Origin of the sequence: Aeromonas sp. s6 (assembly GCF_040907815.1) — a bacterium.
Taxonomy (GTDB): Bacteria; Pseudomonadota; Gammaproteobacteria; order Enterobacterales; family Aeromonadaceae; genus Aeromonas; species Aeromonas caviae.
The window spans coordinates 102,576-128,554 of the sequence record NZ_JBFOCN010000121.1 but is presented as its reverse complement, the minus strand read 5'-3'; the positions used below and the strand labels follow the sequence as shown (position 1 = coordinate 128,554).

At 62.5% G+C, this 25,979-nt stretch carries 20 protein-coding genes and 1 pseudogene; 12 read left to right on the top strand and 9 right to left on the bottom strand.

Translation table 11 applies throughout. From position 1 onward, the window contains the following. Positions 1 to 103: 103 nt before the first annotated feature. The 4 genes from AB5Y50_RS18935 to dusC all read right to left on the bottom strand — a co-directional run bounded on the left by AB5Y50_RS18935 (position 104) and on the right by dusC (position 3,423). Positions 104 to 472 (bottom strand): TraR/DksA C4-type zinc finger protein, encoded by a 369-nt coding sequence (locus tag AB5Y50_RS18935; protein ID WP_039039175.1) that lies wholly within the window; start codon positions 470 to 472, stop codon positions 104 to 106. 81 nt (positions 473 to 553) lie between these two features. Further along, positions 554 to 1,519: a DMT family transporter gene (locus AB5Y50_RS18930; RefSeq protein ID WP_010674703.1), complete on the bottom strand. Its 966-nt coding sequence runs from the start codon at positions 1,517 to 1,519 to the stop codon at positions 554 to 556. A gap of 74 nt (positions 1,520 to 1,593) precedes the next feature. Beyond that, positions 1,594 to 2,421, bottom strand: coding sequence for an AraC family transcriptional regulator (locus AB5Y50_RS18925; RefSeq protein WP_201985460.1), 828 nt, complete (start codon positions 2,419 to 2,421; stop codon positions 1,594 to 1,596). Positions 2,422 to 2,478: 57 nt separating this feature from the next. Beyond that, complete coding sequence (dusC, locus tag AB5Y50_RS18920; RefSeq protein ID WP_201985461.1) at positions 2,479 to 3,423, bottom strand: tRNA dihydrouridine(16) synthase DusC; 945 nt, start codon at positions 3,421 to 3,423, stop codon at positions 2,479 to 2,481. A gap of 176 nt (positions 3,424 to 3,599) precedes the next feature. Here dusC and AB5Y50_RS18915 point away from each other — a divergent pair, with 176 nt between their 5' ends. The 4 genes from AB5Y50_RS18915 to AB5Y50_RS18900 all read left to right on the top strand — a co-directional run bounded on the left by AB5Y50_RS18915 (position 3,600) and on the right by AB5Y50_RS18900 (position 7,764). Beyond that, positions 3,600 to 3,977: a YbaN family protein gene (locus tag AB5Y50_RS18915; protein WP_368163195.1), complete on the top strand. Its 378-nt coding sequence runs from the start codon at positions 3,600 to 3,602 to the stop codon at positions 3,975 to 3,977. A 132-nt stretch (positions 3,978 to 4,109) separates the two neighbouring features. Then, positions 4,110 to 4,655 (top strand): adenine phosphoribosyltransferase, encoded by a 546-nt coding sequence (gene apt, locus AB5Y50_RS18910; RefSeq protein ID WP_010674707.1) that lies wholly within the window; start codon positions 4,110 to 4,112, stop codon positions 4,653 to 4,655. Between the two features lie 177 nt (positions 4,656 to 4,832). Further along, positions 4,833 to 7,310 (top strand): DNA polymerase III subunit gamma/tau, encoded by a 2,478-nt coding sequence (dnaX, locus tag AB5Y50_RS18905; RefSeq protein WP_201985462.1) that lies wholly within the window; start codon positions 4,833 to 4,835, stop codon positions 7,308 to 7,310. Between the two features lie 124 nt (positions 7,311 to 7,434). Further along, the gene (locus tag AB5Y50_RS18900; RefSeq protein ID WP_005301028.1) at positions 7,435 to 7,764 is read left to right on the top strand and encodes a YbaB/EbfC family nucleoid-associated protein; all 330 of its coding nucleotides are present in this window, start codon (positions 7,435 to 7,437) and stop codon (positions 7,762 to 7,764) included. Between the two features lie 111 nt (positions 7,765 to 7,875). Here the strand turns inward: AB5Y50_RS18900 and AB5Y50_RS18895 are convergent, their stop codons facing one another. Continuing rightward, a complete protein-coding gene (locus AB5Y50_RS18895) occupies positions 7,876 to 8,802 on the bottom strand; it encodes a LysR family transcriptional regulator (RefSeq protein ID WP_201985463.1) in 927 nt (308 codons plus the stop codon). 118 nt (positions 8,803 to 8,920) lie between these two features. Between AB5Y50_RS18895 and AB5Y50_RS18890 the strand changes: the two genes are divergently transcribed. Then, positions 8,921 to 9,802 (top strand): pirin family protein, encoded by an 882-nt coding sequence (locus AB5Y50_RS18890; RefSeq protein WP_201985464.1) that lies wholly within the window; start codon positions 8,921 to 8,923, stop codon positions 9,800 to 9,802. Between the two features lie 58 nt (positions 9,803 to 9,860). Here AB5Y50_RS18890 and AB5Y50_RS18885 read toward each other — a convergent pair whose 3' ends face one another. Next, positions 9,861 to 11,183: a YjiH family protein gene (locus AB5Y50_RS18885; RefSeq protein ID WP_103260110.1), complete on the bottom strand. Its 1,323-nt coding sequence runs from the start codon at positions 11,181 to 11,183 to the stop codon at positions 9,861 to 9,863. A 406-nt stretch (positions 11,184 to 11,589) separates the two neighbouring features. Between AB5Y50_RS18885 and AB5Y50_RS18880 the strand changes: the two genes are divergently transcribed. From AB5Y50_RS18880 to AB5Y50_RS18850, 7 genes and pseudogenes are all read left to right on the top strand, one after another. Next, complete coding sequence (locus AB5Y50_RS18880; RefSeq protein ID WP_201985466.1) at positions 11,590 to 12,660, top strand: transcriptional regulator; 1,071 nt, start codon at positions 11,590 to 11,592, stop codon at positions 12,658 to 12,660. An 83-nt stretch (positions 12,661 to 12,743) separates the two neighbouring features. Then, positions 12,744 to 13,166, top strand: coding sequence for a CBS domain-containing protein (locus AB5Y50_RS18875; RefSeq protein WP_010674714.1), 423 nt, complete (start codon positions 12,744 to 12,746; stop codon positions 13,164 to 13,166). 189 nt (positions 13,167 to 13,355) lie between these two features. Beyond that, complete coding sequence (hrpA, locus tag AB5Y50_RS18870) at positions 13,356 to 17,255, top strand: ATP-dependent RNA helicase HrpA (RefSeq protein ID WP_368163191.1); 3,900 nt, start codon at positions 13,356 to 13,358, stop codon at positions 17,253 to 17,255. 71 nt (positions 17,256 to 17,326) lie between these two features. Continuing rightward, positions 17,327 to 18,157 carry a hypothetical protein gene (locus tag AB5Y50_RS18865; protein WP_201985468.1) on the top strand — a complete coding sequence of 277 codons (831 nt, stop codon included), beginning with the start codon at positions 17,327 to 17,329 and terminating at the stop codon, positions 18,155 to 18,157. 163 nt (positions 18,158 to 18,320) lie between these two features. Next, on the top strand, positions 18,321 to 18,608 hold the full coding sequence (rplY, locus tag AB5Y50_RS18860; protein WP_010674717.1) for a 50S ribosomal protein L25: 288 nt from the start codon (positions 18,321 to 18,323) through the stop codon (positions 18,606 to 18,608). Between the two features lie 204 nt (positions 18,609 to 18,812). Then, positions 18,813 to 21,985, top strand: a pseudogene (locus tag AB5Y50_RS18855) (response regulator). Further along, positions 21,982 to 22,998, top strand: coding sequence for an HD domain-containing phosphohydrolase (locus tag AB5Y50_RS18850; RefSeq protein ID WP_368163190.1), 1,017 nt, complete (start codon positions 21,982 to 21,984; stop codon positions 22,996 to 22,998). The pseudogene AB5Y50_RS18855 and the gene AB5Y50_RS18850 overlap by 4 nt, the downstream one beginning before the upstream one ends. On the opposite strand, the gene AB5Y50_RS18845 is transcribed toward AB5Y50_RS18850, so the two are convergent. From AB5Y50_RS18845 to selD, 3 genes are read right to left on the bottom strand one after another with little or no spacing between them, the layout of a single operon-like run. Then, positions 22,974 to 23,618 (bottom strand): MBL fold metallo-hydrolase, encoded by a 645-nt coding sequence (locus AB5Y50_RS18845; RefSeq protein ID WP_042017624.1) that lies wholly within the window; start codon positions 23,616 to 23,618, stop codon positions 22,974 to 22,976. The genes AB5Y50_RS18850 and AB5Y50_RS18845 overlap by 25 nt on opposite strands. Further along, entirely contained in the window at positions 23,612 to 24,742 is a 1,131-nt protein-coding gene (mnmH, locus tag AB5Y50_RS18840) for a tRNA 2-selenouridine(34) synthase MnmH (RefSeq protein WP_041211414.1), read from the bottom strand. The genes AB5Y50_RS18845 and mnmH overlap by 7 nt, the downstream gene beginning before the upstream one ends. Continuing rightward, a complete protein-coding gene (gene selD, locus AB5Y50_RS18835; RefSeq protein ID WP_143237522.1) occupies positions 24,739 to 25,776 on the bottom strand; it encodes a selenide, water dikinase SelD in 1,038 nt (345 codons plus the stop codon). The genes mnmH and selD overlap by 4 nt, the downstream gene beginning before the upstream one ends. Between the last annotated feature and the right edge of the window lie 203 nt (positions 25,777 to 25,979).

Here is a 25,979-nt window from a genome sequence, read left to right as displayed (position 1 = left end):
GGCTGCCCCCGGGGTTGCCGGGATCGTCGCGCCAGGGGGTTGGTCATGTTGGGAAGCGAGAAGGGGGGGAGGAGGAAAATGGCGGGCACAAAGGGTGCCCCCATCAGAGTTCGTGAGCGTGGAACCCCTTGCGGTAGCGGGCCTCGCAGCGCGGGCAGCGTTGCAGGGTCGGATCCTGTTCCAGCTGTTCAGGGAGCAGCGGCTCCTCACAATCGGAGCAGAAGCCATAGAGCCCCAGATCCATCTGGCAGAGCGCCGCGTCGAGCCGCTTGAGGCGTGCCACGCTGTGTTCCACCCCGGGCAGATCGAGACGGCTGGTCAGATCAACCAGTTGATCTCGCTCGCAGCGCTCCACCTTCTGTGCCCAGTCATCTTGTCGACAGGCCTTGAGCTGACGGATCAGCTCCTCTCTTGTTTGCGCCCAGTCGGTCAGAAGGCGCTGATGCCATTCGGCCAACCGGGCTTGCGTCACTTCACACACAGCAGCCCCCAAAAACGAGTGATAAAACTCGGCCAGTATAGGGAAACCCGCGGTTTATCAAGATGACATGAATCAAGTTAACCGTGCTTTGACGGGTTTTTCCGGCAGGTGCTGCGGCTTGCCGGTGATGACGTAGAGCACTCCCGCCACCAGACAGACGACACCCACCAGGGTACTCATGGGGGGCATGATCCCGCGCAGCATAAAGGCGTAAAAGAGCCCCGCCAGAGTCTCGAACACGATGAGCGGCCCGACCAGCACGGTCGGCAGGCGCTGGCTCGCTTCGTTCCAGCACAGGGTGCCGAGCCAGGAGCAGAGGAGCCCCACTGCCCCCATCAGCAGCACGAAGCGCAGGGGCGTCGGCCCGAAGGGCAGGGGAAAGTCCGGTGCGCTCAGGGCAAGATGGCCGAGGCTGCCGAGATAGGCAATGAGCGCCACCGGCAGGGTCACCAGCCCCTGGGCGGTGGCCCAGACGGCCGGACTGCGGCCCGGGTGCTCGCGCAGCCAGCGGGCGTTGCGCAGGGGATACCAGGTCCAGCACAGCACGGCGCCCACCGCCAGGGCGAGCCCAAGCAGTTGTTCGGTGCGCGCCTCGGTGTGCCAGGTGAGCTCGGCGCTGTTGACCAGACAGAGGCCGGCCCCCATCAGCACCAGGGACGGGTAGAGCCGGGTGCGGGAGAGGCGACCGTCCCGTGCGCCATAGAGGCGGTTGGCGGCCAGGGCCGTCACCACCGGCAGGGTGCCGATAAACATGGCCGCCAGGGGCGAGCCGATGCGCAAGATGGCCCCCGACAGGCAGAAGTAGTAGAGGAGGTTCCCCACCAGAGTGAGGGCGAGGGCCTCTCGCCAGTCGCTGGCCGAGAGGGCCGCCAAGTGTTTGCGGGCCTGCCAGGCGAGCGGCAGTACGATGAGGCCGAAGGCGAGGTAGCGGCCGCTCGCGAGCAGGGCGGGGGGATAGCCGTCCACCAAGAGGGGGGCGACGAAGATGAGCCCCCACATCAGGCCGGCCAGCAGGGCAAACAGGACTCCGATCAACATGTTTCATATCCGGTAAAGAAGAAGGAGGCCAGCCTAGCAGGGGGGAAGGGGGGCGTATTGAACCAGATTGCGCTTTAGCGGCCAGCCTGCACCTGTTTCTGGTAGCGGACCGGGGTGGTGCCATAGCGGCGCAGGAAGGCACGGTTGAGGTGGGACTGATCGGCCAGACCACAGGCGGCGGCCACCTCGGCCGCGGGCAGGCCGGCAGCCAGCCACCCCTTGGCGCGCTGCAGACGGATGGCCATCAGCATCTGCTGGGGGGTGACGTGAAAGCGGGCCTTGAAGCTGCGCTGGAAGTGGTAGGGGCTGAGGTTCACCGAACCGGCCAGCTCGGCCAGGGTAATGGGGCGGGCGAAACAGGCCTGCATATAGTCGATGGCGCGGCCCAGAGGGTGGGCCGCTTCGCGCGGGGCCGCCAGGGCCCGGGCATGGGGGCGTAGGGTCTCGCACACCCTTAGCAGCAGGCCGTCGGCGGCGAGCTCGCTGTCACAGTGCCAGAGGGCATCCAGGGCCGCCTGCATGACGGGGGCAGTGCGCGGATCGCTTCGCACGGCATCGGTGAAATACCAGTCGCGCTCGCCGCTGATGGCCTCGAGCCGGTCGGCGGGCAGGTAGAGCATGCGATAGCGCCACCCTTGCTCGCAGGCTGACTCGCCCGTGTGCAGCTCATCGGGGTTCATCAGCACCAGGCTGCCGGGATCGGCCAGGAGCTGGCTGCCGCGATAGCGAAAGCGCTCGGCACCGCACTCGATGACACCGAGGCCAAACCCCTCGTGACTATGGGGATCGAAGATGTGGTGCTGGATGTGGGCGCGATAGAGCTCGGTCGCAGGCTGCCCCGGCAGGGCGCGAAAATCGGCCCTGTCGTGCTGATGGGTAAAGTTGACCGGCACTCCTTGCATCCTGACCTCCTGTCAATGAGCCTTCATCTATAGGGCGCCGCGGGGCGGCGGCCAAGTCTAGGCCTGTGAGGCGCACTCGCGCTCGAGGGCGGAGCGGATCTCCTCTGCGGTCTTGATGGTGCGGATGCGGCGAAACAGCTCGTCGGCCTGGGGGTATTCCCGCACTATGTAGGAGAACCACTGCTTGATGCGACTCGGGTAGTAGTCGGCCTTGTCGCTCGCCAGATCCTGCTCGGTGTAGGTCACCATCAGTTGCAGTACCTCGGCCCAGCTCATGTGGGCACACCCCGTCTTCATCACGTTGGCCAGGTTGGGCAGGGAGATGGCGCCCCGGCCAACCATGAGGGCATCGCAACCGGACACCCGGGCACAGGTCAGGGCATCGGCATGGTTCCAGATCTCGCCGTTGGCGGTGACGGGGATGGGCAGGGCGCGGCGGATGGCGTCCACGTACTCCCAGTGTGCCGGCGCCTTGTAGCCTTCGCGCTTGGTGCGGGCATGCACCGCCAGCTCGTTGGCGCCCCCCTGATAGACGGCCTGGGCGTTGTCCAGATAGAGATCCTTGTCATCGTATCCCAGGCGGATCTTGGCGCTCACCGGCAGGTGGGCAGGCACGGCCTCCCGCACCGCCTTGACGATGCGATAGACGGTCTCGGGCTCCTTGAGCAGCACGGCGCCCCCCTTGCTCTTGTTGACCGTGGGGGCAGGGCAGCCGAAGTTGAGATCGAGCCCGGGAGAGCCGAGCTCGATGGCGCGGATGGCATTTTCTGCCAGCCACTCCGGATGTTGTCCCAGCAGTTGCACCCGTACCGGGGTCCCTGCACGGGTCTTGCCATCCTGTTTCAGCTCGGGGCAGAGGCGATGGAAGACCTTGGCGGGCAGCAGTTGATCGACCACCCGGATGAATTCACTGACGCAGAGGTCGTAATCATTGACGGAGGTGAGGACCTCCCGCATCAGGTGATCCAGCACCCCCTGCATGGGGGCCAAAATAACGCGCATAGCTGCTTCCGAAGACAAGGGGAGAAAAAAGAGCGCAGATTGTAGTGGCAATGGCCGGGATTGTCAGCCGTCTGCCCACTCGATGGCCCCCATCGACGGCCGCAGACTGGGCCAGGCTGTCAGCTTCCGGGCCAACTCTGTTAGGCTAAAGGCAGAGAAACACTAGAGGAGTACCCATGAAACGCTGGTGTCTGATGGCCCTGGGCTGGCTTGCCTTCGCCACCGGGATAGTCGGGATAGTCCTGCCCCTGCTGCCGACAACCCCCTTCATGTTGCTGGCGGCGGCGCTGTTTGCGCGCTCCTCCCCCCGCTTTCATGGCTGGTTGCTGGTGCATCCCTGGTTTGGCCCCCCCATCCTCGACTGGCAGCAGTATCGCGGCATTCGCCGCCACGCCAGACGCCGCGCCATCATCTTCATCCTGATCTCGTTCTCGGTATCGCTGCTGGTGGTGCCATTGCCCTGGGTGAGATGGCTGCTGGTTGTCATAATGGTGATCCTGCTCACCTGGTTGATGCGTCTGCCGGTGCTGGAGCCGGTTGCAATGAAGAAGTGAAATCCCTAAGCTATTGCGGCAATAATGCTATGGAGTTGGCTCGTCATTTTTGCGTGACGGGCCTTTTTATTGCCCCCAGGCGGAGACCCCGTGCGCCGCCATGGCAGGGCTCAAAAAATAAGCGGTCAAATAATGAATCCGGAAACCCTGAAGTTTATCGAAGCGAGCATCAAGACCATTCCCGACTATCCGAAGCCGGGCATCCTGTTTCGCGACATCACCAGCCTGATCGAGAATGCCGAGGCCTTCAAGGCCACCATCGATCTGCTGGCCGATCATTACCGTGATCAAGGCATCACCAAGATTGTCGGCACCGAGGCCCGTGGCTTCATCTTCGGCGCCCCGGTTGCCTACGCCATGGGGCTGGGGTTCGTGCCGGTGCGCAAGCCGGGCAAGCTGCCCCGCGCCGTCATCGAGGAGTCCTACGCCCTGGAGTACGGCACCGACACCCTGCAACTGCACACCGATGCCATCGTGCCCGGTGACAAGGTGCTGGTGGTGGACGATCTGCTGGCCACCGGCGGCACCGTCGATGCCACCGTCAAGCTCATCCGCCGCGCCGGCGGTGAGGTAGCGGATGCCGCCTTCATCATCTCCCTGCCGTCCCTGGGCGGTGATGCCCGCCTGACCGCCGCCGGCGTCAAGGTGGTCTCTCTGGTGGAACTCGCGGGGGCGTAAATCGCCCCTTCGCGCGGCAGGCCTCGTCACCCTGCTTTCTGCCGCAAACCGGTGCCTGAACGGGCACCGGTTTGAAATTCAAGCGATCCCTCCCAAGGCGGCGCATCCCCCATACAGCCAGCCCTCCATTTGTGTTAGCATCCAGCCTCAATGCCTCGTTTCCCAGCATCGAGATCTATGAGCTATCAGGTTTTGGCGCGCAAATGGCGCCCCCATACGTTTGAACAAGTGGTCGGCCAGCAACATGTGCTGACTGCCCTGACCAATGCCCTGGATCAGGTACGGCTTCACCATGCCTACCTGCTGAGCGGGACCCGCGGGGTGGGCAAGACCACCATCGCCCGCATTCTGGCCAAGAGCCTCAACTGCGAGCAGGGGATCAGCAGCCATCCGTGCGGTGTGTGCGATACCTGCCGCGAGATCGATCAGGGCAATTTCGTCGATCTGCTGGAAATCGATGCGGCGTCTCGCACCAAGGTGGAAGACACCCGCGAACTACTCGACAACGTGCAGTACCGTCCGGCCCGTGGTCGTTTCAAGGTGTACCTCATCGATGAAGTGCACATGCTGTCGCGCCACAGCTTCAATGCGCTGCTCAAAACCCTGGAAGAGCCGCCCCCCTATGTGAAATTCCTGCTGGCCACCACGGATCCGCAGAAGCTCCCCATCACCATCCTCTCGCGCTGCCTGCAGTTTCATCTCAAGAGCCTGGATCAGACCCAGATCGCCAGGCAGCTCGAATGGGTGCTGGATCAGGAGGGACAACCCTTCGAGCCTCGCGCCCTGCTGGCCCTGGCCAAGGCGGCCGACGGCAGCATGCGCGATGCCCTGAGCCTCACCGATCAGGCGTTGGCCCACGGCAACGGCAGCGTGCGCCTGGAGAGCGTGCTCACCATGCTGGGGACCCTCGATCATCACCACCTGCACCAGTTGCTGGAGGCGGTGCTGCGCCAGGATGCCCCGGCCACCATGGCCAAGATCACCGAGATTGCGACCCTGGGGCCGGATTTCGATCAGCTTCACGCCGAGCTGGAAGCCTTGCTCCACCGGGTGGCCATGGCGCAACTGCTCCCTGCGAGCGTGCAGGAGCAGGGGGCGGATGCCGATGCCTTGCTGCAGCTTGCCGGAGCCATGAGCCCGGAAGAGGTGCAGCTCTGCTATCAAATCGTGCTGGGGGGGCGCAAGGATCTGCCCTGGGCCCCTGACGGGCGCACCGCACTGGAGATGACCTGTCTGCGGATGCTGGCCTTCTCTCCCCGGCGCGAGGTGGTCCATCCCGCCAACCTGGCGGCCCAACCTCTCATGACAGGGCACTCCGGCGTGATGGCGGCTGCGAGGGAAAGCGCGCCGTTCCTGCCGGGAAAGCCCCAGGGGGCTGAGTCGGCCCCGGCTGCCAGCGCAGCACCACAGGCTCCCGCCGCGCCAGCATCTGTCCTTGAGGCCGAGCACGTCGCCCCCGCACCCAAGGCGGAGGAGGGTGCAGTGCTGGATCCGCTCTTTGCCGAGCAGGATGAGCTGCTGCGCGAGGCCGAACGGATGGGCTACGAGGCCGTGGTGCCCGCCAGTCCGCCTGCAGAGCCTGCCTCTGCGCCGTTGGCGGCGGATGACGCCGGGCAGATGCAGCAGGTTGAGGTCCAAGGGGAAGACGTCACTATCTCTTCGACCTCCAGCATGCAGAGCCTGCTTGGCAAGCGCAATTTGCTGCGAAGCCGCCTGCGTGGCGAGCAGAGTGCAAACGCCGCGCCTGCCCGGGTCACTCCCGTCAAACCGGTGGCCGCGACCAAACCGGCCCCGATGCCTGTCGTCGCGACTTCGCCCCAGGCCGAGGTGCAACCAGCGGCGCGGCCCGAGATGCCGGGGCAGGGATCTGCCATGCAAACGGGGTATGACGACCTGCCCCCTCTGGATGCCTATGAAGAGGGGGCCAGTGACTACGAAGAGTATCTGAGTCAGGGGTTTGACGAGGGGTTTGCCAGTGCCCCGTTGCCCACGCGGGCAGTGACTTCCGCCCAGCCAGCTCCCGCCACCATGGATCCTCCTTCGCAGGAGGATCTGCCGCCCTGGGATCTGGGCGCTGACGTCGGCAGCGCGGATGCGGCGGCACCTGCTGTTGCCGCTATGGTGCCTGCCGCGCCTCCAGTGGCCGCGAGCGAGCCTCAGCCCGCCATTGCATTGATGGAGACCATCGACTGGGATGCCCTGGAGAGCGACGCCCAGCCCGAGGAGGAGGGAGAGGTCGCCCGTCTGATCCCCTCGTCCTTGCTGGTCAATTGCGGGGACGCCTGGGCCGAGCTCATCGCCCGCACCGGGGTGGGGGGGCGGCTGCGTCAACTGGCCATCAACGCGGTGATGACCCGGGAAGGCAATCGGGTCTCCCTGCTGCTCAAACCCGAGCAGCGCCATCTGGTGAGCGACAAGGCCCGCGCCGATCTGGCCGAGATCATCAGTCCCGAGCTGGGCGGCCCGGTTCACATCGATGTGACCCTGGGCTCGGATCCCGCGCGGGAGACGCCGCTCGAGATAGAGCACCGTCTCTATCTCGGGGTGCGTGAACAGGTGAGCCGGGATCTGGCGGCGGATCCCAACGTACAATTCTTGCAGCAGCGTTTCGGCGCCGTGCTTCATCCCGAGAGCATCGAACCCCTGAGTCGCTGAATTGCGGTGAAAAAACCGTGCCGGGGTTTGTCCCCGGTTGAAAAGACCTTTGGCTGCCCCCATTTAGGGCAGATGAACCCACAGCCCGGCGCTGGATGCCGGATTTCAAGACGAGAGACGATCTATGTTTGGTAAAGGTGGAATGGGTAACCTGATGAAACAGGCCCAACAGATGCAAGAGCGCATGCAGAAGATGCAAGAGCAGCTGGCCCAGATGGAAGTGGTCGGCGAGGCGGGCGCAGGCATGGTCAAGGTGACCATGGCCGGCAGCCACAGCGTGCGTCGTATCGAGATCGATCCCAGCCTGATGGAAGATGACAAGGAGATGCTGGAAGATCTGGTCGCCGCCGCCGTCAATGACGCCGTGCGCCGCGTGGAAGAGCAGAACAAGGCCAAGATGGGCGAGCTGACCGGCGGCATGCAACTGCCCCCGGGCTTCAAGATGCCCTTCTGAGGATACTGCCCGTATCCGTTTCCCCTCCTCTGGGAAGGGGAAAAATGAAAAGGCCAGAGCCAAGCTCTGGCCTTTTGCATGTCGGCAACCCCGGGAACGGCCATGCGCAGATCATGGCGGGGGCGGCGCACTTGCCTGCGCCAGGGGGGAGAAGCCCTCGACCAGATGATCGATGAGGGCGCGGATGGCAGGCAGCAGACCGCGGCGTGAGGGGAAGACCGCGTGGATCACCTCCTGGCGCGGGGCCCAGTCGGGGAGCAGACGCACCAGCCGGCCATCGGCCAGGGGCTCATTCATCATCATGGTGGGCAGTTGCACGACCCCGAGCCCGTCGATCGCCCCCTGACGCAATGTCTGCATGTCGGTGGTAGCAAAGCGGGGGCTGTGGTGCTGTTTGACTCGGGCCCCATCGGGGCCCAGCAGGGTCCAGTGATGGCCTTCCAGGCTGGCGCCATGACCGAGGCTCGGCCATGACAGCAGATCTGCGGGGGCCCGGGGCATGCCGAGTGACGCGACAAGGGCCGGGCTTGCCACCAGACACTGGGTCGCATAACCCAGCACCCGCATGGCGAGATCGCTGTCCTCCAGGGGCAGTGGTCGCACCCTGAGCGCCATGTCCAACCCCTCCGCGACCAGATCCACCGCCCGGTTGACCCCGACGAGCTGCACCTTGACGTTGGGATGGGCCAGGGCGAACGAGACCAGCATCCTCCCTACGTGGGCGTGCAGCAGATCGATGGGGCAGGCGATGCGCACCAGACCGCAAGGCTCGCTCTGGGTCGCGGTGATGAGATCCTGCGCCGCATCGGCTTCCACCAGCATGGCCCGGCAACGGGTGTAATAAGCCTGCCCGAGTTCGGTGACGGTGAAGCTGCGGGTGGAACGCTGGATAAGACGCACCCCGAGTCGCTCCTCCAGCATGGCGATGCGGCGGCTGAGCCGCGATTTGGGCATGCCGAGGGCCCTGCCGGCCTGGGCAAAGCCCCCGTGATCCACCACCTGGACATAGAAATAGAGGTCGTTGAGATCCTGTTGCATGGGGTTATCGTTCACAAAATAGGACGCTGATGGCAAATTTTACGTCTACCGGACGCAGCGTTCCAGACTCACAATGCGAGCAACGACACATTCCGTGACGATCACCCAGGAGAGCATCATGAAAAGAGTCATCGGTATTTACAGCGCCCCTCGACAACACTGGGTCGGCGACGGATTCCCGGTTCGCTCGCTGTTCTCGTATCAGACCCATGGCCGCGCCTTGAGCCCCTTCCTGCTGCTGGACAGGGCTGGTCCGGCACATTTCGAGCCCGCCGATCATGCCAGGGGAGTGGGGGAGCACCCGCACCGTGGCTTCGAGACGGTCACCATCGTCTATGAAGGGGAGGTCGCCCATCGCGACTCGACCGGCCAGGGGGGGATCATCGGTCCGGGAGACGTGCAGTGGATGACGGCCTCCGCCGGCATCATGCACGACGAGTTCCACTCCCAGGGGTTCACCCGTCGTGGTGGCACCCTCGACATGGTGCAGCTCTGGGTCAACCTGCCCGCCAAACACAAGATGTCGACGCCCGGTTATCAGGGCATCACCAGCGACACCATCCCGCAACTGAGCCTCAAGGAGGGCGATGTGCGGGTGCGCATCATCGCCGGGAATGATGCCGGGTTGCAACAAGGCGAGGTAGAGGGGCCAGCCCGAACCTTCTCGCCCATGAACATCTGGGATCTGCGGCTCAAGGGCGGGGCCAGCGTGGTGCTGCCGGCGGTAGCGGGATGGAACAGCGCCTTGGTGGTGCTCAAGGGCTCTCTCTTTATCAACGGTCAGGAGCGCGCGGGCGAAGCACAACTGGTGCTGCTCGATCCCAACGGTGAGGAGTTCATGCTGGAGGCGGAAGGCGAGGCGAGCTTGTTGCTGCTGAGTGGCGAGCCCATCGATGAACCCATCGTGGGTTATGGCCCCTTTGTCATGAACAGCGAGGCAGAGATCCATCAGGCGATAGATGATTTCAACAGCGGCCGGTTCGCCGTCATCGCCCCCTGAGACAATCCCGATAAAAACAAAGCGCCCAGATGGCGCTTTGTTTTTTTATGAGCCCTGGTCAACCGAGCCAGCCGAGGGCCAGCGCCAGCCTGCCGCACAAGGCGGCCAGCAGGATGCCAAGCAGGGTGCGCAGCAGCCAGATCACCACCAGCTGTCCCACGCTCACCGGGATCCGGGTGGCCAGGATGCAGGGGATGGAGGCAGAGAAGAAGAGCACCGAGCTGACCGAAACCACGGCCGCGACATAGCGCACCAGCAGGTCGGCATCCTTGAGCAGGATGGCGGGCAGGAACATCTCGGCCAGACCGGCCGAGAGGGCCTTGGCGGTGGCGAGCGGCTCGCCGAGATCCAGCAGCCAGGTCAGTGGCCAGAGCAGCCAGCCCAGCAGATCGAACAGGGGAGTGTGCTTTGCCAGCAGCAGGCCCAGCAGACCGACGGACAGTATGGTGGGCACCACGGCAGCGGCCATGTGAAGACCGTCCCTGAGGTTGTCCTTCAATTGCCGCAGCAGGGGATCGGCCTGGTGGGACTGGGTCAGGCCGCAGGTGAGGGCTGCCTGCCAGCGGCTCATGCCAGTCGGTAGCGGCTCGTCGGTCTCCCCATGGTGAGCCAGGCGGCTGATGGGAGGAACGCGCGCCAGGATGGCGGTGATGACGAAAGTGATCACCAGGGTGGACCAGAAGTAGAAGTTCCAGTGCCCCATCAGGTTGAGGGTCTTGGCCACGATGATCATGAAAGCGGCCGAGACGGTGGAGAAGCCGGTGGCGATGATGACGGCTTCTCGCACCGTGTACTTGCCCGCGAGGAAGACCCGGTTGGTGATGAGCAGGCCCACCGAGTAGCTGCCGACGAAAGAGGCGACCGCATCGATGGCGGAGTGACCCGGCGTGCGCCACAGGGGGCGCATCACGGGTTGCATCAGCACCCCGATGAATTCCAGCAGGCCGAAACCGAGCAGGAAGGTCAGGGCCATGGCGCCGATAGGCACGATGAGACCCACAGACATGGCCAGTTTATCGAACAGGAAGGGGAGGCGATCCGGGGTCATCAACCAGGCAGGGCCCCAGTCTGTGACATACAAAATGGCCAGGGCCAGCCCGAGCAGCTTGAACAGGCTCAGTACCCTGTCGATGGGACGGGCGCGCCAGCGGCCATCCAGCAAGGGGGTGATGGCGCCATAGGCGATGAGCAAGAGAATGAGGGTCAGGGCAAGGGGGCGCTGGGCAATCAGAAAGCCGGCCAGGTGATCCACCACTATGGTGCTGCGCCCGCCAAGCTCGAAGGGCACGAAAAAGATGGCGATGCCAAGCAGACTGGCCAGCAGCAGCTTGATGCCGGCCCCTGATCCTGCCGGTGCAGTGAGCGTGTGTTCAGGTTCCATTTTCTCTCCTTGTGATCCGCATGGTTCAATTCCGTTGAGGGGATGATTTGTATATACAATATCGTCCGAAGCTCAAAATGGAAACACCAAGGTCACCAAAATGCAACATGTGAATCGGTGTGGATGCAGATGACCCCAAGGTTGAAAAGCGTGATCTTGGGGGGAAGAGGGGTCGGGATGGCGAGTAGGTGGTGAGACATCAAGAGGCAAAACAGGGCGGTAAGCGACCAGCGCCAGGAAAAACATGAGCGGCTATTTACCCTTTTTGGCCATATTCATTCATGAGCCTATATTCATGACTATTTATGAATAAATCATAAACCCTTTGTTCATTTGACTACTTTTCGACTATCCCATTGCAGAGTAAGATGTCTCTTCAATAAAAATAAGAATTAGGAGTTCGGGTGTGAAGGCATTAGAGAAAGAAAGGATATCGCCCTATATCAGCCAGTTATACGAGTGCGGTATTAATGATTCTGACATTAAGCTCGTCGTGGACCAATTTCGCGCCGACGTTTCCTGCAGTTCATCCCTGTTTTTATTGCGGGATGATGACAAGAGCGACGGAATAAAGCTTTTTTCCAGCGGTCTGACCGAGGCCCAGCAGCAGTTTTACCTGCAACATCATCGCCAGGATGTGTGGTTCAACCATTACCAGGATAAAGGGTGCAAGGGGATCGTCAGCGCCAACAGCATTTCAAGCTCGGTGGGCCTGCTGGCAAGTTTCGGCGCCCAATTCGCCGCCGGCGGCGTCTGCCAGGTCAAAGGGCGTGGGCTGAGCAGCCTGTGCAGTTACCGTGGTGCAGCGCAAGATGATTTCAGCAGTCGCGACCTCACCTCGCTCTCGGAAATCTATTCCGGACTGGCTGCCTGGAGCCACCATTATTGGAACTTGCTGGCCCTGGAAACCCAGAACTATCAGTTGCAACAGCTAGTGAAAAACCATAATAAGCCCAGCGCAATCATAGACGACAAGGGGCATATTCATTATTCCAATGTGGCCTTCAACCGTATCGCCGATGAAAATGTGGAATTGCGGGCCATCAATGGCATTTTCTCTTTGCAGAATAAGGAGCAGCAACGCCAGCTCAAGGAGATCCTCAATGGCTTTGCCTATTTGCTGCCCGGCGCCAGCGCCTATATGTCCATTCCCCGTCAGCCTAACCTGCGCCCGCTGCTGGTCCAATGCACCCTGATGAGCGGACTCAGCCGCTTTGAACGCTATGTGGAAGTGGTGCTGCGTGACCCCGAGCACGCCTTCAACCCCGACATCGAAGCGCTGGCCAGCCTCTATCCCCTCACCATTGGTGAGAAGGAGCTGCTGGTGCTGATGAGCAAGGGTTACAGCAGCAACGACATCGCGGAGCTGCGCGGTGTCAAGGTGGAAACCGTGCGCTCCACCCTGAAAGGGGTGTTCAAGAAGACCGACTGCCACAGCCAGAACGAGCTCTTGCTCTTGCTGCAATCCATCTCCTGATCCATGCGGACTATGCTTGGAGTGAGCTGGACATAGTGCCCGGCTCTTGCCTCCCCTCGGGAGGCTCGTTGGGGGAAAGCGTCATGGAATCACTCAAGGCAAAGGACTACATGCAGACCAAGCCCATCACCTTCAGCGCAGAGATGATGGTACAGGCGGCGGTGGAAAAATTTCTCAACAGTCATCAGTTGGGCGGCCCCGTAGTGGACAGCCAGGGACATCTGATTGGCTGGGTCTCCGAGCAGGATTGCATCGCCGTCATGCTCAAGGAGGCCTACCACTGTGAACAGGTGGCCCAGGTCAGGGATGTGATGCGCAAGGAGGTGCTGGCAGTCGGCCCCGACACCAGCATCCTGGATCTGGCGGAGATGATGATGGGTCAAAAGCCCAAGATCTATCCTGTGGTGGAGGAGGGGCGCCTGCTCGGGGTCATCAACCGCCACAATGTGATGCAGGCCATCCACGCCCAGCTTGGCACCTGTTTCGTGCATCAGGCCAGAGTCTGAGTGGTGTTGTCTGGTTGTTTTCAAAGAGCAGGCCCCGGCCTGCTCTTTTCATCCGTGGCGGTCATGACGCCACCGGCTTGATGTGCTGGCGCGGCGCTTTAAGGCTTGCACCGCCCTGCCTCGCTCTTTAGGATCTCCCCCAGCTATCGATATGGCCCTTGATGGGCACTCTTTTAAGGAATTCGTACCTTGTCTCTCTCTATCGAGGCGCTGCGCCGCCGTCTTACCGCCTGCATGAATCTCGACGCCCGCCGTCTCTCCAGTCGACTGCACGGGGTCAAGAAGCTGCCGGAAGCCAAGCAGGCTGCCGTGCTCGAGACCATCGCCGCTGACCTGGATGTGGCACAGGCGCGCTACCAGTCCCGTCTGGCGGGCGTGCCCAAGGTCACCTATCCGGACAATCTGCCAGTCAGCCAGAAGCAAGGGGAGATCGCCAAAGCCATTGAAGAGCATCAAGTGGTGATCATCGCCGGCGAAACCGGCTCGGGCAAAACTACCCAGATCCCCAAGATCTGTCTGGCGCTCGGGCGCGGGGTCAAGGGCTTCATCGGCCACACCCAGCCACGCCGTCTGGCGGCCCGTACCGTCGCGGCCCGTATTGCCGAGGAGATGGAGTCCGAGCTTGGCCACTACGTGGGTTACAAGGTGCGCTTTACCGATCAGGTGAGCGAGCAGACCCACATCAAGCTGATGACCGACGGTATCCTGCTGGCGGAGATCCAGAATGACCGGATGCTGACCCAGTACGACACCATCATCATCGATGAGGCCCACGAGCGCAGCCTCAACATCGACTTCATCCTGGGCTATCTCAAGCAACTGCTGCCCAAACGCCCGGATCTGAAGGTGATCATCACCTCGGCAACTATCGACCCGCAACGTTTCTCCCGCCATTTCAACAAGGCGCCGGTGATCGAGGTGTCAGGTCGCACCTATCCGGTGGAGGTGCGCTACCGCCCGCTCGTCAGTGATAAAAGCGACGGGCTGGAGGAGCGCGACGAACTGCAGGGGATCTTCGATGCGGTGGAAGAGCTGGCACGCGAAGGGCTGGGCGACATCCTCATCTTCATGAACGGCGAGCGGGAGATCCGCGATACTGCCGATGCCTTGCGCAAGCTCAACCTGCGCGATACCGAGGTGCTGCCGCTCTACGCCCGCCTCTCCAACGCCGAGCAGAACAAGGTGTTTCAGCCCCACGCCGGTCGGCGTATCGTGCTGGCCACCAACGTGGCGGAGACCTCGCTGACGGTGCCGGGCATTCGTTACGTCATCGATCCGGGCACCGCCCGCATCAGCCGCTACTCCTGGCGCACCAAGGTACAGCGCCTGCCCATCGAGCCGGTCTCCCAGGCCAGCGCCAACCAGCGTAAAGGGCGCTGCGGTCGGGTGGCGGATGGTATCTGTATCCGCCTCTACTCGGAGGAGGATTTCAATAGCCGTCCCGCCTTTACCGACCCCGAGATCCTGCGCACCAACCTGGCATCGGTCATCCTGCAGATGCTGGCGCTCGGCCTTGGCAATATGGAGGCGTTCCCCTTCGTCGAGCCACCTGAGTCACGCCATATCAAGGACGGTCTGACCCTCTTGAAAGAGCTGGAGGCGGTGCGCGAGCTGCCCGCCACCGGCGATCGCGAAGCCAAGCTGCAGCTGACCGAGACCGGTCGCCAGCTCTCGCGCATCCCCCTTGATCCGCGTCTGGCCAAGATGGTGATCAGCGCAGCGCAGACCGGCTGCCTGAGTGAGGTGATGGTGATCACCGCCGCCCTCAGCATTCAGGATCCCCGCGAGCGGCCCATGGAGAAGAAGCAGGCCGCCGACGAGCAGCACAGACGCTTTGAAGACAAGGATTCCGACTTCCTCGCTTTTGTTAACCTCTGGAACTATCTGAAAGAGCAGCAGGATCTCCTTGGCAGCAACCCGTTTCGCCGCATGTGCCAGAAGGAGTTTCTCTCCTACCTGCGGGTGCGCGAGTGGCAGGACATTCACTTCCAGCTGCGCCAGACGGTCAAAGAGCTGGGCTTCAAGGCCAACCAGGAACCGGCAGACTTCAAGACGGTGCACTGTGCGCTCTTGACCGGTCTTTTGAGCCATATCGGCAACAAGGATCTGGAAAAGCCCGAATTCCTCGGGGCCCGCAATGGCCGCTTCCACCTCTTCCCGGCCTCGGGTCTGTTCAAGAAGCCGCCCAAGTGGGTGATGGCCGCCGAGCTGGTGGAGACCTCGCGCCTCTACGCCCGCATCAACGCCAAGATTGAACCGGAGTGGGTGGAGCCGCTGGCGGGGCACCTCATCAAGCTGCACCACAGCGACCCTCACTGGTCGAAGAAAAACGGTGCCGTGATGGCCAAGGAGAAGGTGACCCTCTATGGTCTGACTTTGGTCAACGAGCGCACCATCAACTTCAGCCGCATCGATCCGGCGCTGTGCCGCGAGCTCTTCATCCGCCGCGCGCTGGTGGAGGGGGATTTCGAGACCCGCCACCGTTTCTTCAGCGATAACCGCAAGCTCCTGGCCGAGGTAGAGGCGCTGGAGCACAAATCCCGTCGTCGCGACATTCTGGTGGATGACGAGGATCTGTTCCGCTTCTACGATGCTCGCTTGCCGGAGGATGTGATATCAAGCCGTCACTTCGACAAGTGGTGGAAAGAGGCGCAAAAGCGGGATCCCGAACTGCTCAACTTCGAGAAAGAGATGCTGATGAAGGGGGATGCGGCCCACATCAGCGATCTCGACTACCCCAACTTCTGGCAGCAGGGGCGTCTCAAGCTCAAGCTGACCTATCAGTTCGAGCCGGGGGAGGCGGCGGATGGCGTGACCCTGCATATTCCGCTTCCGCTCCTGAATCAGGTGGAGGTGAAGGGGTTCGAGTGGTTGATCCCGGGGCTGCGTCATGAGCTGCTCGTCGCTCTTATCAAGTCGATGCCAAAGCCGATGCGCAAGAACTTCGTGCCGGCGCCCAACTATGCCGATGCGCTGCTCGCCAGCATCAACCCCGAGCAGGGGCCGCTCTTGGACGAGATGGAGCGTCAGCTGCGCCGCATGACCGGCGTGACCGTGCCCCGTGAATCCTGGGATTGGGCTGCGGTGCCCGATCACCTGAAACTCACCTTCCGTGTGGTGGACGACAAGCACAAGAAGGTGGCGGAAGGCAAGGATCTGGAGGCATTGAAAGAGTCGCTGCGCGGCAAGGTGCAGGAGACCCTGTCGCAAGTGGCGGACGATGATATCGAGCAGTCTGGCCTCACCCTGTGGAGCTTTGGCGAACTGCCGCAAGAGTACAGTCAGAAGCGCGGTGGGTTCGAGGTGAAGGCCTATCCGGCGTTGGTAGACGAGAAGGATTCGGTCGCCATCCAGCTGGTGGAGAGTCCAGTGGTGCAGCAGCAGCTGATGTGGGCAGGCCAACGCCGGCTGGTGCTGCTCAACGTGCCATCTCCCATCAAGTATCTGCAGGAAAAGCTGCCCAACAAGGCCAAGCTCGGGCTCTATTTCAACCCGTTTGGCAAGGTGGCCGAGCTGATTGACGACTGCATCGCCTGCGGCTGCGACAAGCTGATTGAGCAGCACGGCGGCATGGCTTGGGACGAGGCGGGTTTCGAGGCGCTCAAGGAGTATGTCCGCGCCGAGCTCAACGATGCGGTGGTGGAGGTGGCCAAACAGGTGGAAGCCGTGCTGACCCTCTCACATGAGATCAAGAAACGGCTCAAGGGCAAGATGCAGCTCGACACCGCCTTTGCCATGTCGGACATCCAGCAGCAGTTGGGTAACCTCATTCACAAGGGCTTTGTCACCGAGACCGGCTGGCAGCGGCTGCCTGACTTGCTGCGCTACCTGCGGGCCATCGAGCGGCGGCTCGAGAAGCTCGCCATCGATCCCAACCGGGATCGGGTCTACATGCTCAAGGTGCACAGCGTGGAGTCGGAGTACAAGGCACTGCTCGCTAAGATCCCCAAATCCCAGCTGATCCCGGCCGAGGTGGCCAATATTCGCTGGATGATCGAGGAGCTGCGAGTCTCCTTCTTCGCCCAGCAACTGGGGACGCCATACCCCATCTCGGATAAACGGGTGCAGAGCGCCATTGCCCAGTGCTAAGCTGCTATCTATCTGTTTTCTGAGCCATAGTGTGAAAGCAACGGGACGCCAAAGGGAAGGGAGGCCGTCATATGCTGGGGATCTGGTTGGGGGTGGCACTGGTCAACATCAGCGGGTATCAACCCATTGCGGAACAAACCTGGGTGCAGCTCAACCCGGAGTACTATCCGGTGCAGCGCCCCGTGCCGCCCATTTTTGCGGCCTGGCGGGGCAATCAGTTTCCCCCTCTTGAACAGAGAAAGAAGAACGGTCGCTGGCAGATCCTCTTTCCTGCCCGGCTGGTGCCCCCCTTCGATCTGTTCGAAGGGGAGGCCCAGCTCTCCAAGGCGTACCTGGCCAGGCTAAAGCGCATCGATGAGATAGCCTATGGCATGGCGCCCCACCAATCAGTACAGCAAGCCGCCTCCTCGGCCCCCTCGTTCGAAGTCCCGGGCGCTGTCGCCTTTGTCGCCGAGTTCTCCCTGCCTCGGGAGAGGAAGGCGCGGATGCCCCTGGGGGAGCCCTTGCTCGCACGGCTTGGGGGGCAGGTCCCCACCCAGGCCTTGGCAAGACAGGGAGATGCACAGCCCATGGCCACCGCAGATTCTGCCCCTGAGCAGGCGACCCTGACTCTTTCCGCCACGGCGGCAGGGGAGGCATCGCGGGTTTGTCATCAGGTGGCGGCGGGAGAGACCCTGTGGCGTATCGCAAGCCAGCTTCAGTCAAAAGAGGCCGGCGGTTCGGATACTTACAGCTATCTGCTGGCGCTGGTACAGGAAAATCGTGACAGGATGGTCAAAGGGATCCAGGTGCAGGCCGGGCTGCGCCTCTATTGCCCCAAAGCGCAGACTCTGGCGCAATTCGATGCCCTGAGCCCGGCCCAGCGACAGCAGCAGTTTGCCCGTCTGGAGCAGGGGCGTTAGGGGATGGCGAGAGGCGTGGTGGAGTGCCTCTTGGCCAAAGAGGAGTGACGCGGGTTCTTTCCTTGTATCCCCTCCGGGCCCGTGCTAGTATTCGCGCTCGTTTTGCGAGGTGCTGACCGGTCGCAGTCAACACCATACATTCATCTTAAAAGAGATAATCACTATGTCTTTCGTATTCCAAGCTGAAGTCCGTTCTGACCTGGGGAAAGGTGCGAGCCGCCGCCTGCGTCATGCTGACCTGGTTCCTGCCATCGTTTACGGTGCAGGCAAAGAAGCCGTGTCCGTTACCCTGGACCACAAAAAACTGATCCTGGCCCAAGAGAAGCCGGAGTTCTACTCCTCCGAGCTGACCCTGGTCATCAACGGTGAAGAAGTCAAAGTGAACGTGAAGGCTATCCAGCGTCACCCGGTTCGCTACAAGCTGGTTCACCTGGATTTCGTTCGCGTCTAATCGACAACGAACTTTCCTGTGAAGAGGCCACCCAATCGGGTGGCCTCTTTGTTTTTACAGCATTTTTTCCGGGAAAATAAAATACTCAAACAGCACTATTGGTCTTTACTTGTAGGCATGATTGACAGCAGGACACGTGTTGTGGTGCTCTGATGTTCAAGAAGTACTCGGACAAGTCCATTTTTCGGGGCGATGTTGACCGTTATGAAGGGAATCGTACGGACATATATCCTGCTGTTTTCACCTATTCTGCTGCTGGTCCTGGCGGGTGGCTATTTGCTGGGCAATGCACTGATCGAACGCGAGCTCTATCGCGTTCGCAGCGATGAGAACACCTTCCTGGCGCTTGCCAGCGGCCGCCTTGACGGCGAGCTGGCGGTGCCACTGCGCCATGTGCGCAGCATGTCGGAAGAACCCATCCTGCTCGAAGCGGCGGGTCGCAATGACCGTGAGACCCTGGCCGTCCAGTTCACCATCCTGCTGAACCGCAATCCCGACTATGCCCAGGTGCGGTGGCTTGCCCCGGATGGCATGGAGCTAGTGCGCATCGATCGTCAGGGTCAGCGTCTGTGGCGGGTGGCGGACGACCAGTTGCAGAACAAGGGGGATCGTTACTACTTTCGTGATGCCATGGCGCTGCCCTGGGAGCGGGTCTACGTCTCGCCGCTCGATCTCAACGTTGAACACGGGGTGATCGATCGCCCCTTCAACCCCATGATCCGCATTGCCAAGCGTCTGCGCCTTGGGGGGCGTGATCTTGGTTTGCTGCTTATCAACGTCCATGCTGCCCGTATGCTCAAGGAGTTTGCCGACAGCAGTGGCAAGGCAGCCGATCACACCATGCTGTTCAACCAGGACGGATACTGGCTGCGCAGCCCGGACCCATCCCGGGAGTGGGGCTTCATGCTCGAGCGCCCGGATCTCACCCTGAAGTACACTTCCCCCCAGGCCTGGCAGGCGTTCTGGGACGCATCAAACGGCCAGATGGAGTCTGCCGACGGGCTCTGGAGCTGGACCACCCTGTACCCGGCACAGAATCATGATCAGCTGATCTGGAAAGCCGCGTCCCTGGTGCCGCACAGCGAGCTGCAGGCTATTCGCACTCATATCTGGGGGATCATATTGGCCGCCAGCGCCGTGCTGCTGCTGCTGTTGTTTGGTGCCGGTGTGGCTGCACTGGTGCGCAGCAGGCACAAGGAGCAACTGGCCCAGCAGGAAGCGGCCAGGTTGGCACAGGTCAAAGGTGATTTCATCGCCAACATGAGCCACGAGATCCGCACCCCCATGAACGCCATCATGGGGCTGACCTACCTGCTCGAACAGGGAGGGCTCGACGATGGTCAGCATGCCCTAGTGCGCAAAATCCACCAGGCCGGGCAGGCGCTGCTCGGGATCATCAACGACATCCTTGATTTCTCCAAGATTGAGTCGGGTCGGCTCGAGCTTGAGCTGGTGCCATTCAGTCTCGAAGAGGTGCTCGATCACGTGGCTGCCATCATGTCCACTTGCGTTGGCCAGAAGCACCTCGAACTGGTGGTGAGCAGTGCCCCCGAGCCGGTTTCCCATCTGATTGGGGACGCCCTGCGCCTCGAGCAGGTGCTGCTCAACCTGACCGGCAATGCCATCAAGTTTACCGAACGCGGCGAGGTGGAGGTCAAGGTCGTGCTGGAAGCAGAGCAAGACGGCATGGCCACTTTGCTGTTTCGGGTGCGCGACACCGGGATCGGCATTCCCCCCGAGCAGCAGGCCAACATTTTCAATGCCTTCTCCCAGGCAGACTCCTCCACCAGCCGCCGCTTCGGGGGCACCGGGCTTGGTCTGACCATCAGTCGCCGTCTGGTGAACCTGATGGGGGGGACATCGGCGTCACCAGCGAGCTTGGCAAGGGAAGCGAGTTCTGGTTCCGCGTCCGGCTGGAGCAGGTGGAGCGGCCCGAGGCCTTGAACGAGCGTCTGCAGCACATCTCGCTGCTCATCGCCGACGACAATCAGGTGACCCGCGACGCCCTGTCGATGACGGTGGGTTCCCTCGGATGGCAGTCGCGGGTGGTGGAGTCCGGTGAGCAGGCGCTGCACCATCTGCTGCGCCAGGGGGAGCGTTCCGACGTGATCCTGCTCGACTGGATCATGCCGGGCATGGACGGGCTCGAGACCTGCCTAGCCATTCGCCGCGCCTTCGAGCAGCAGGAGCGTTCACCCATCATCATCATGGCGACCGCCTATTCCCAGGATGAACTGATGCACCGCCCCGGCTCGGATCAGGTGGATCTGGTACTGCACAAACCGGTCACCGGCTCCAGTCTTTACAATGCGGTGGCGCGTCTCATCCACGAGAAGCGCGAGCATGTGGAGCCCCTTGAGAGTGGCCAGCGCCGTCTGCGCCTGCCGGGCGTGCACATACTGCTGGTGGATGACAGCGACATCAACCTTGAGGTGGCGACCCGCTTGCTGCAACGGGAGGGGGCCGAGGTGATCACCGCCATCGACGGGGAGCGAGCCCTGGCCTGCCTGGCAGATCCGGCCCGGCGCATCGATCTGGTGCTCATGGATGTGCAGATGCCGGTGATGGATGGCTACGAGGCGACCCGTCGCCTGCGCCTGCTGCCGGGGCGGGAGGAGACTCCCGTGCTGGCTCTCACCGCAGGGGTATTCAAGGATCAGCGGGAGGCGGCATTGGCCTCTGGCATGAACGACTTCATCGCCAAGCCGCTCGATGTGGAGCAGCTCATCGCGACCTTGCTACGTTATCTGCCGGACTGCGTCCTGCCGCTCACTGTGAGCGACGAACTACTCCCCCACGAGCCGGTGGCCGGCATCGATATCGATACCGGACTGCGCAACTGGGGTGAAGCCTCTGTCTACCTCAAATACCTGCGCCGTTTTCGCGATGACTACATGACGGTCGGTACCGTGTTGCCGGGTTACATCGCCCAGCACGAGACCGATGCTGCCGCGAGCCTGACCCATAAGCTCAAGGGGGTGGCGGGCAGTCTGTCGCTCACCGATGTGGCGCGTATCAGTGCCGAGTTGAACGAGGCCATCGAGCAGGGGAGCGACACCAGCCAGCTTATCGCGCCCTTCCTTGAGGCCCTGGAGCGGGCACAACACTCCATTGATACCTATGCCGGGCGCGAGCCGGGCGCGGTCAGCTCCCCGCTGGCCCAGGAGGAGGCGCGGGAGGTCTGCCTGCACGCCCTGCATCAGGCCCTGGTGAGCGAGGATCTGGATCTGATTGAGCCTGCGCTGAGCCAGGCAAGGAGTCACTTGCCTTGCGAGCTGGTGAGCGAGATAAGCGCAGCCCTGGAGCTGTTCGACATCCCGTTCGCCACCCGCAAGCTGGAGGATTATCTGGAGGATCGGGAGGAACCTGCGCCATGAGTCGACCGCGCGTGCTGATCATCGACGACGAGCCGAGCAACCTCGGGTTGCTGCGGCAAATCCTCAAGGAAGAGTACAACCTCTTCTTTGCCAAAGGGGGAGAGGAGGGGTTGGCCGCCGTGGGGCGTCACGAGCCGGCACTTATCCTGCTGGACGTGCGCATGCCCGACATGGATGGTTACGGGGTGTGCCGCCGGCTCAAGGCCGATCCGGCTCATGCCGGGATCCCGGTGCTCTTTATCACCGCGAGCGACAACGCAGACAGCGAGAGCCAGGGGTTCGAGGCGGGCGGAGTGGATTATATCTACAAGCCGGTCTGTCCGAGCACGGTGCGTGCCCGGGTGCGCAATCATCTCTCCCTGGTGCGCCTCGATCAGCTCGAGTGCAGCTATCGCACCGCCATCGTCATGCTGAGCGAGGCGGGCCACTACAACGACACCGACACCGGGGTGCATATCTGGCGCATGGCCGCTTACGCCCGGGCCCTGGCTGATGCGGCGGGCTGGAGCCCGGAGCAGTCGGATCTGCTGGAGCTGGCGGCCCCCATGCACGACATGGGCAAGATTGGTATCCCCGATCACATCCTCAAGAAGCCCGGCCCCCTCACCGAGGAGGAGTGGGTCATCATGCGAAGTCACCCGCGCATCGGTTACGAGATCTTGAGGCGATCCGATGCCCCCATTTTTCGCATGGCGGCGGAGATTGCCCTGCACCACCACGAGAAATGGGACGGCTCCGGCTATCCCGCCGGCGAGACCGGTGAGGGGATCCCCGAGGCGTCGCGGATAGTGGCCATCGCTGACGTCTTTGACGCCCTGAGCGTGCGTCGCCCCTACAAAGAGCCCTGGCCCCTGGACCGGGTGCTGGCTACCATGCGCGATGGTGCAGGCCAGCACTTCGATCCCCGGCTGCTCTCCCGTTTTCTCGAGATCATGCCGGAGATCTTGCGCCTCAAGGCGCAATGGGATGCCCGCGAGGAGCGGGGGGATTACCAGATGGGCTGTGTCAGATAGGGATTGCTGGCCCGTTCGTGACCAAAGGTGGAGCTCGGGCCATGGCCCGGAATAAAGACGATCTCATCCCCGAGCGGCAGCAGGGTCTCGGTGATCGACTTGATCAGCGTCCCGTGATCCCCGCGCGGGAAATCGGTGCGGCCTATGCTGCCCGCAAAGAGCACATCCCCCACCCAGGCGAGGCGTTCTGCCTGGCAGAGCAGCACGATGTGGCCCGGAGTGTGGCCCGGGCAGAAATAGACCTCCAGCTCGCATTTGCCAACCTGTACCTTGTCACCCTGTTCGAGCCAGCTATCCGGTGTAAAGGCCGGAGTATGGGCAAAGCCGAACATCTGGCTCTGCTGGGGCAGGATATCGAGCCAGAAGGCATCCTCCTTGTGGGGGCCGGTAATGGCGACACCGGTTCTCTCGCGCAGCTCGGCGGCGGCGCCCACGTGATCCAGATGGCCGTGAGTCAGCAGGATATGGGTGAGGGTCAGCCCCCGTTTGGCAATAGCGGCCAGCAGCTTGTCCGCCTCGCCGCCGGGATCGACGAGGGCAGCCTGGCGGGTCTCGTCACACCAGATAAGAGAACAATTCTGGGCGAACTGGGTGACCGGGATCACCTCGAACTTCAACATGTGGGACTCTCCTGAGGGGTCTGAAGGGGGGAGCGTTTGGCGAAGAAGGCGAGGCAGGCCTCCTTGTCACCACGAAACAGGATCCGCTCGCGCTTGTTGTCCAGCTGATAGCGGTACATGGGGTCATAGTAGCGAGTCAGCAGCAGCCTGATCCAGACCAGATGGGCGCGGGTGTCCCCGCTCTGGGCCTGCTCCCTGAGGGCGGCCTGCAACAGCCCATCGAGCTCGCGATAATCCTTGTCCCCGAGTCGGCGCTTGAGCCTGGCCATGGCGTCGGTGAGGTAGCCGGCAAACAGCGGCCAGCCTGCATCTGGCCCATGGAACTCCAGATAGCGCAGCCAGAGATCCTGCACGTAATCGGTGCGGATCTGCTCGGCCCGTGCCTCCTGCGGCACCTCCACCACCACCAGAGGAGCCCGGCACATGGCCTCATAAAGGTTGAGTGGCAGGGCGCAGCGACCGATGAGACGGCTCTCGTCTTCCAGCACAAACTGTGATTCCCCCCGGTTGCGACGCTGAAGCAGCTCGATGGCAAGCCGGTTTTCGAAGTCGATGTTGCCGGGTTGCCCACCCGGCAGCTGGCCAAACGACGACCCCCTGTGACGGGCGTGCCCTTCCAGATCCACCGCCTGGGTGATGTGCGCCAGCATGTGGGTCTTGCCGGAGCCGGTCATGCCGGTCAGCACGGTCCAGTCGCACTCTGCACTGGCCTTCGCCTGGGTGTCGATGAGAAAGTGGCGCAGCGCCTTGTAGCCGCCCGCGACCCGGGGGCGGGTGACGCCGGCCTCGGCCAGCCACTGTTGTACGGTTTGCGAGCGCAGGCCGCCGCGAAAACAGTAGAGCAGGGCGTCGGGTTGCTGGCGCAACCTGGCCAGCCAGCCTTCCATGCGCGCGGCGCGCACCGCGCCACCTACCAGTTGATGGCCCAGGGTGATGGCTGCGGCCTGTCCCTCCTGCTTGTAACAGGTACCGACCCGGGCACGTTCCTCGTCCGTCATCAGCGGCAGGCTGACGGCGGTGGGAAAGGCCCCTTCCTTGAACTCGACGGGGGCACGCAGATCGATGAGTGGAACCTCATCCAGAAAGATCCGGGCGTAATCCGTGGCCAGTGGCAGGGCACTCATTGGACAACCTCGATGAGCTGGTTGCCGGTGCGGGCCTGCAACTGGCCGATGGGAGAGAGGGTCAGCCCTGCCTGTGCGGCAATGGCAAGGAGCTCGGCTTCACTTTCTTTACCGACGGCTACCAGCAGGCCGCCGCTGGTCTGCGGGTCGCACAGGATGTTGCGGGTGCGATCATCCATGGCGCCCAGCTTGTCACCATAGGAGTCGAAGTTGCGCAGGGTACCGCCCGGTACGCAGCCCTCACTCAGGTAGTAATCCACCTCGTCCAGCAGCGGCAGCGCCTTGAAGTCCAGACGGGCACTGACGCCGGAACCTTCGCACATCTCCAGCAGGTGGCCTGCCAGTCCAAAACCGGTCACGTCGGTCATGGCGTGTACGCCGGGGAGGGCGGCGAAGCGCTGGCCAATCTTGTTGAGGGTGCACATGGTATCCGGGGCCAGTTGCTCATGCTCGGGCTTGAGCTTGCCCTTCTTCTGGGCCGTGGTGAGGATGCCGATACCGAGGGGTTTGGTCAGATAGAGGGTGTCACCCACCTTGGCAGTGTCGTTCTGCTTGATGGCGTTGAGCGGCACGATACCGGTCACCGCGAGGCCGAAGATGGGCTCGGGGGCATCGATGCTGTGGCCACCGGCGAGCGAGATACCCGCCTCGTGGCACACCTGGCGGCCGCCGTCGATCACCTGCTGGGCCACTTCCGGCGCCAGCGTGTTGATGGGCCAGCCGAGGATGGCGATGGCGACGATGGGCTTGCCGCCCATGGCATAGATGTCGCTGATGGCATTGGTGGCGGCGATGCGACCGAAGGTGAAGGGATCGTCGACGATGGGCATGAAGAAGTCGGTGGTGGAGACGATGCCCTGGCCGTTGCCGATGTCGACCACGGCGGCGTCATCTTTGCTGCTGTTGCCGACCACCAGGGTGGGGTCGTCAAAGCCCGGGATCTGGCTCTTCAAGATGGTGTCGAGCACCTTGGGGGAGATTTTGCAACCGCAGCCAGCGCCGTGGCTGTATTGGGTCAGACGAATGGAAGACATGCTTTCCCCTTGTGTGGGCAGACTTGCGTGTGCCAATAACTGCTGTGGCACCGTCAAATGTGCGCGCAAAAATAGGGTGGCCCTGGCGGCCTGTGAACACAGTGATGTCAGGCTGCCTGGCAGGACGGGAGGAGGGCAAGAATGCGCCGGCGAAGCCCCGCCGAGGACCACAGGACGGGCCATTATGCCACAGACGGCCCTCT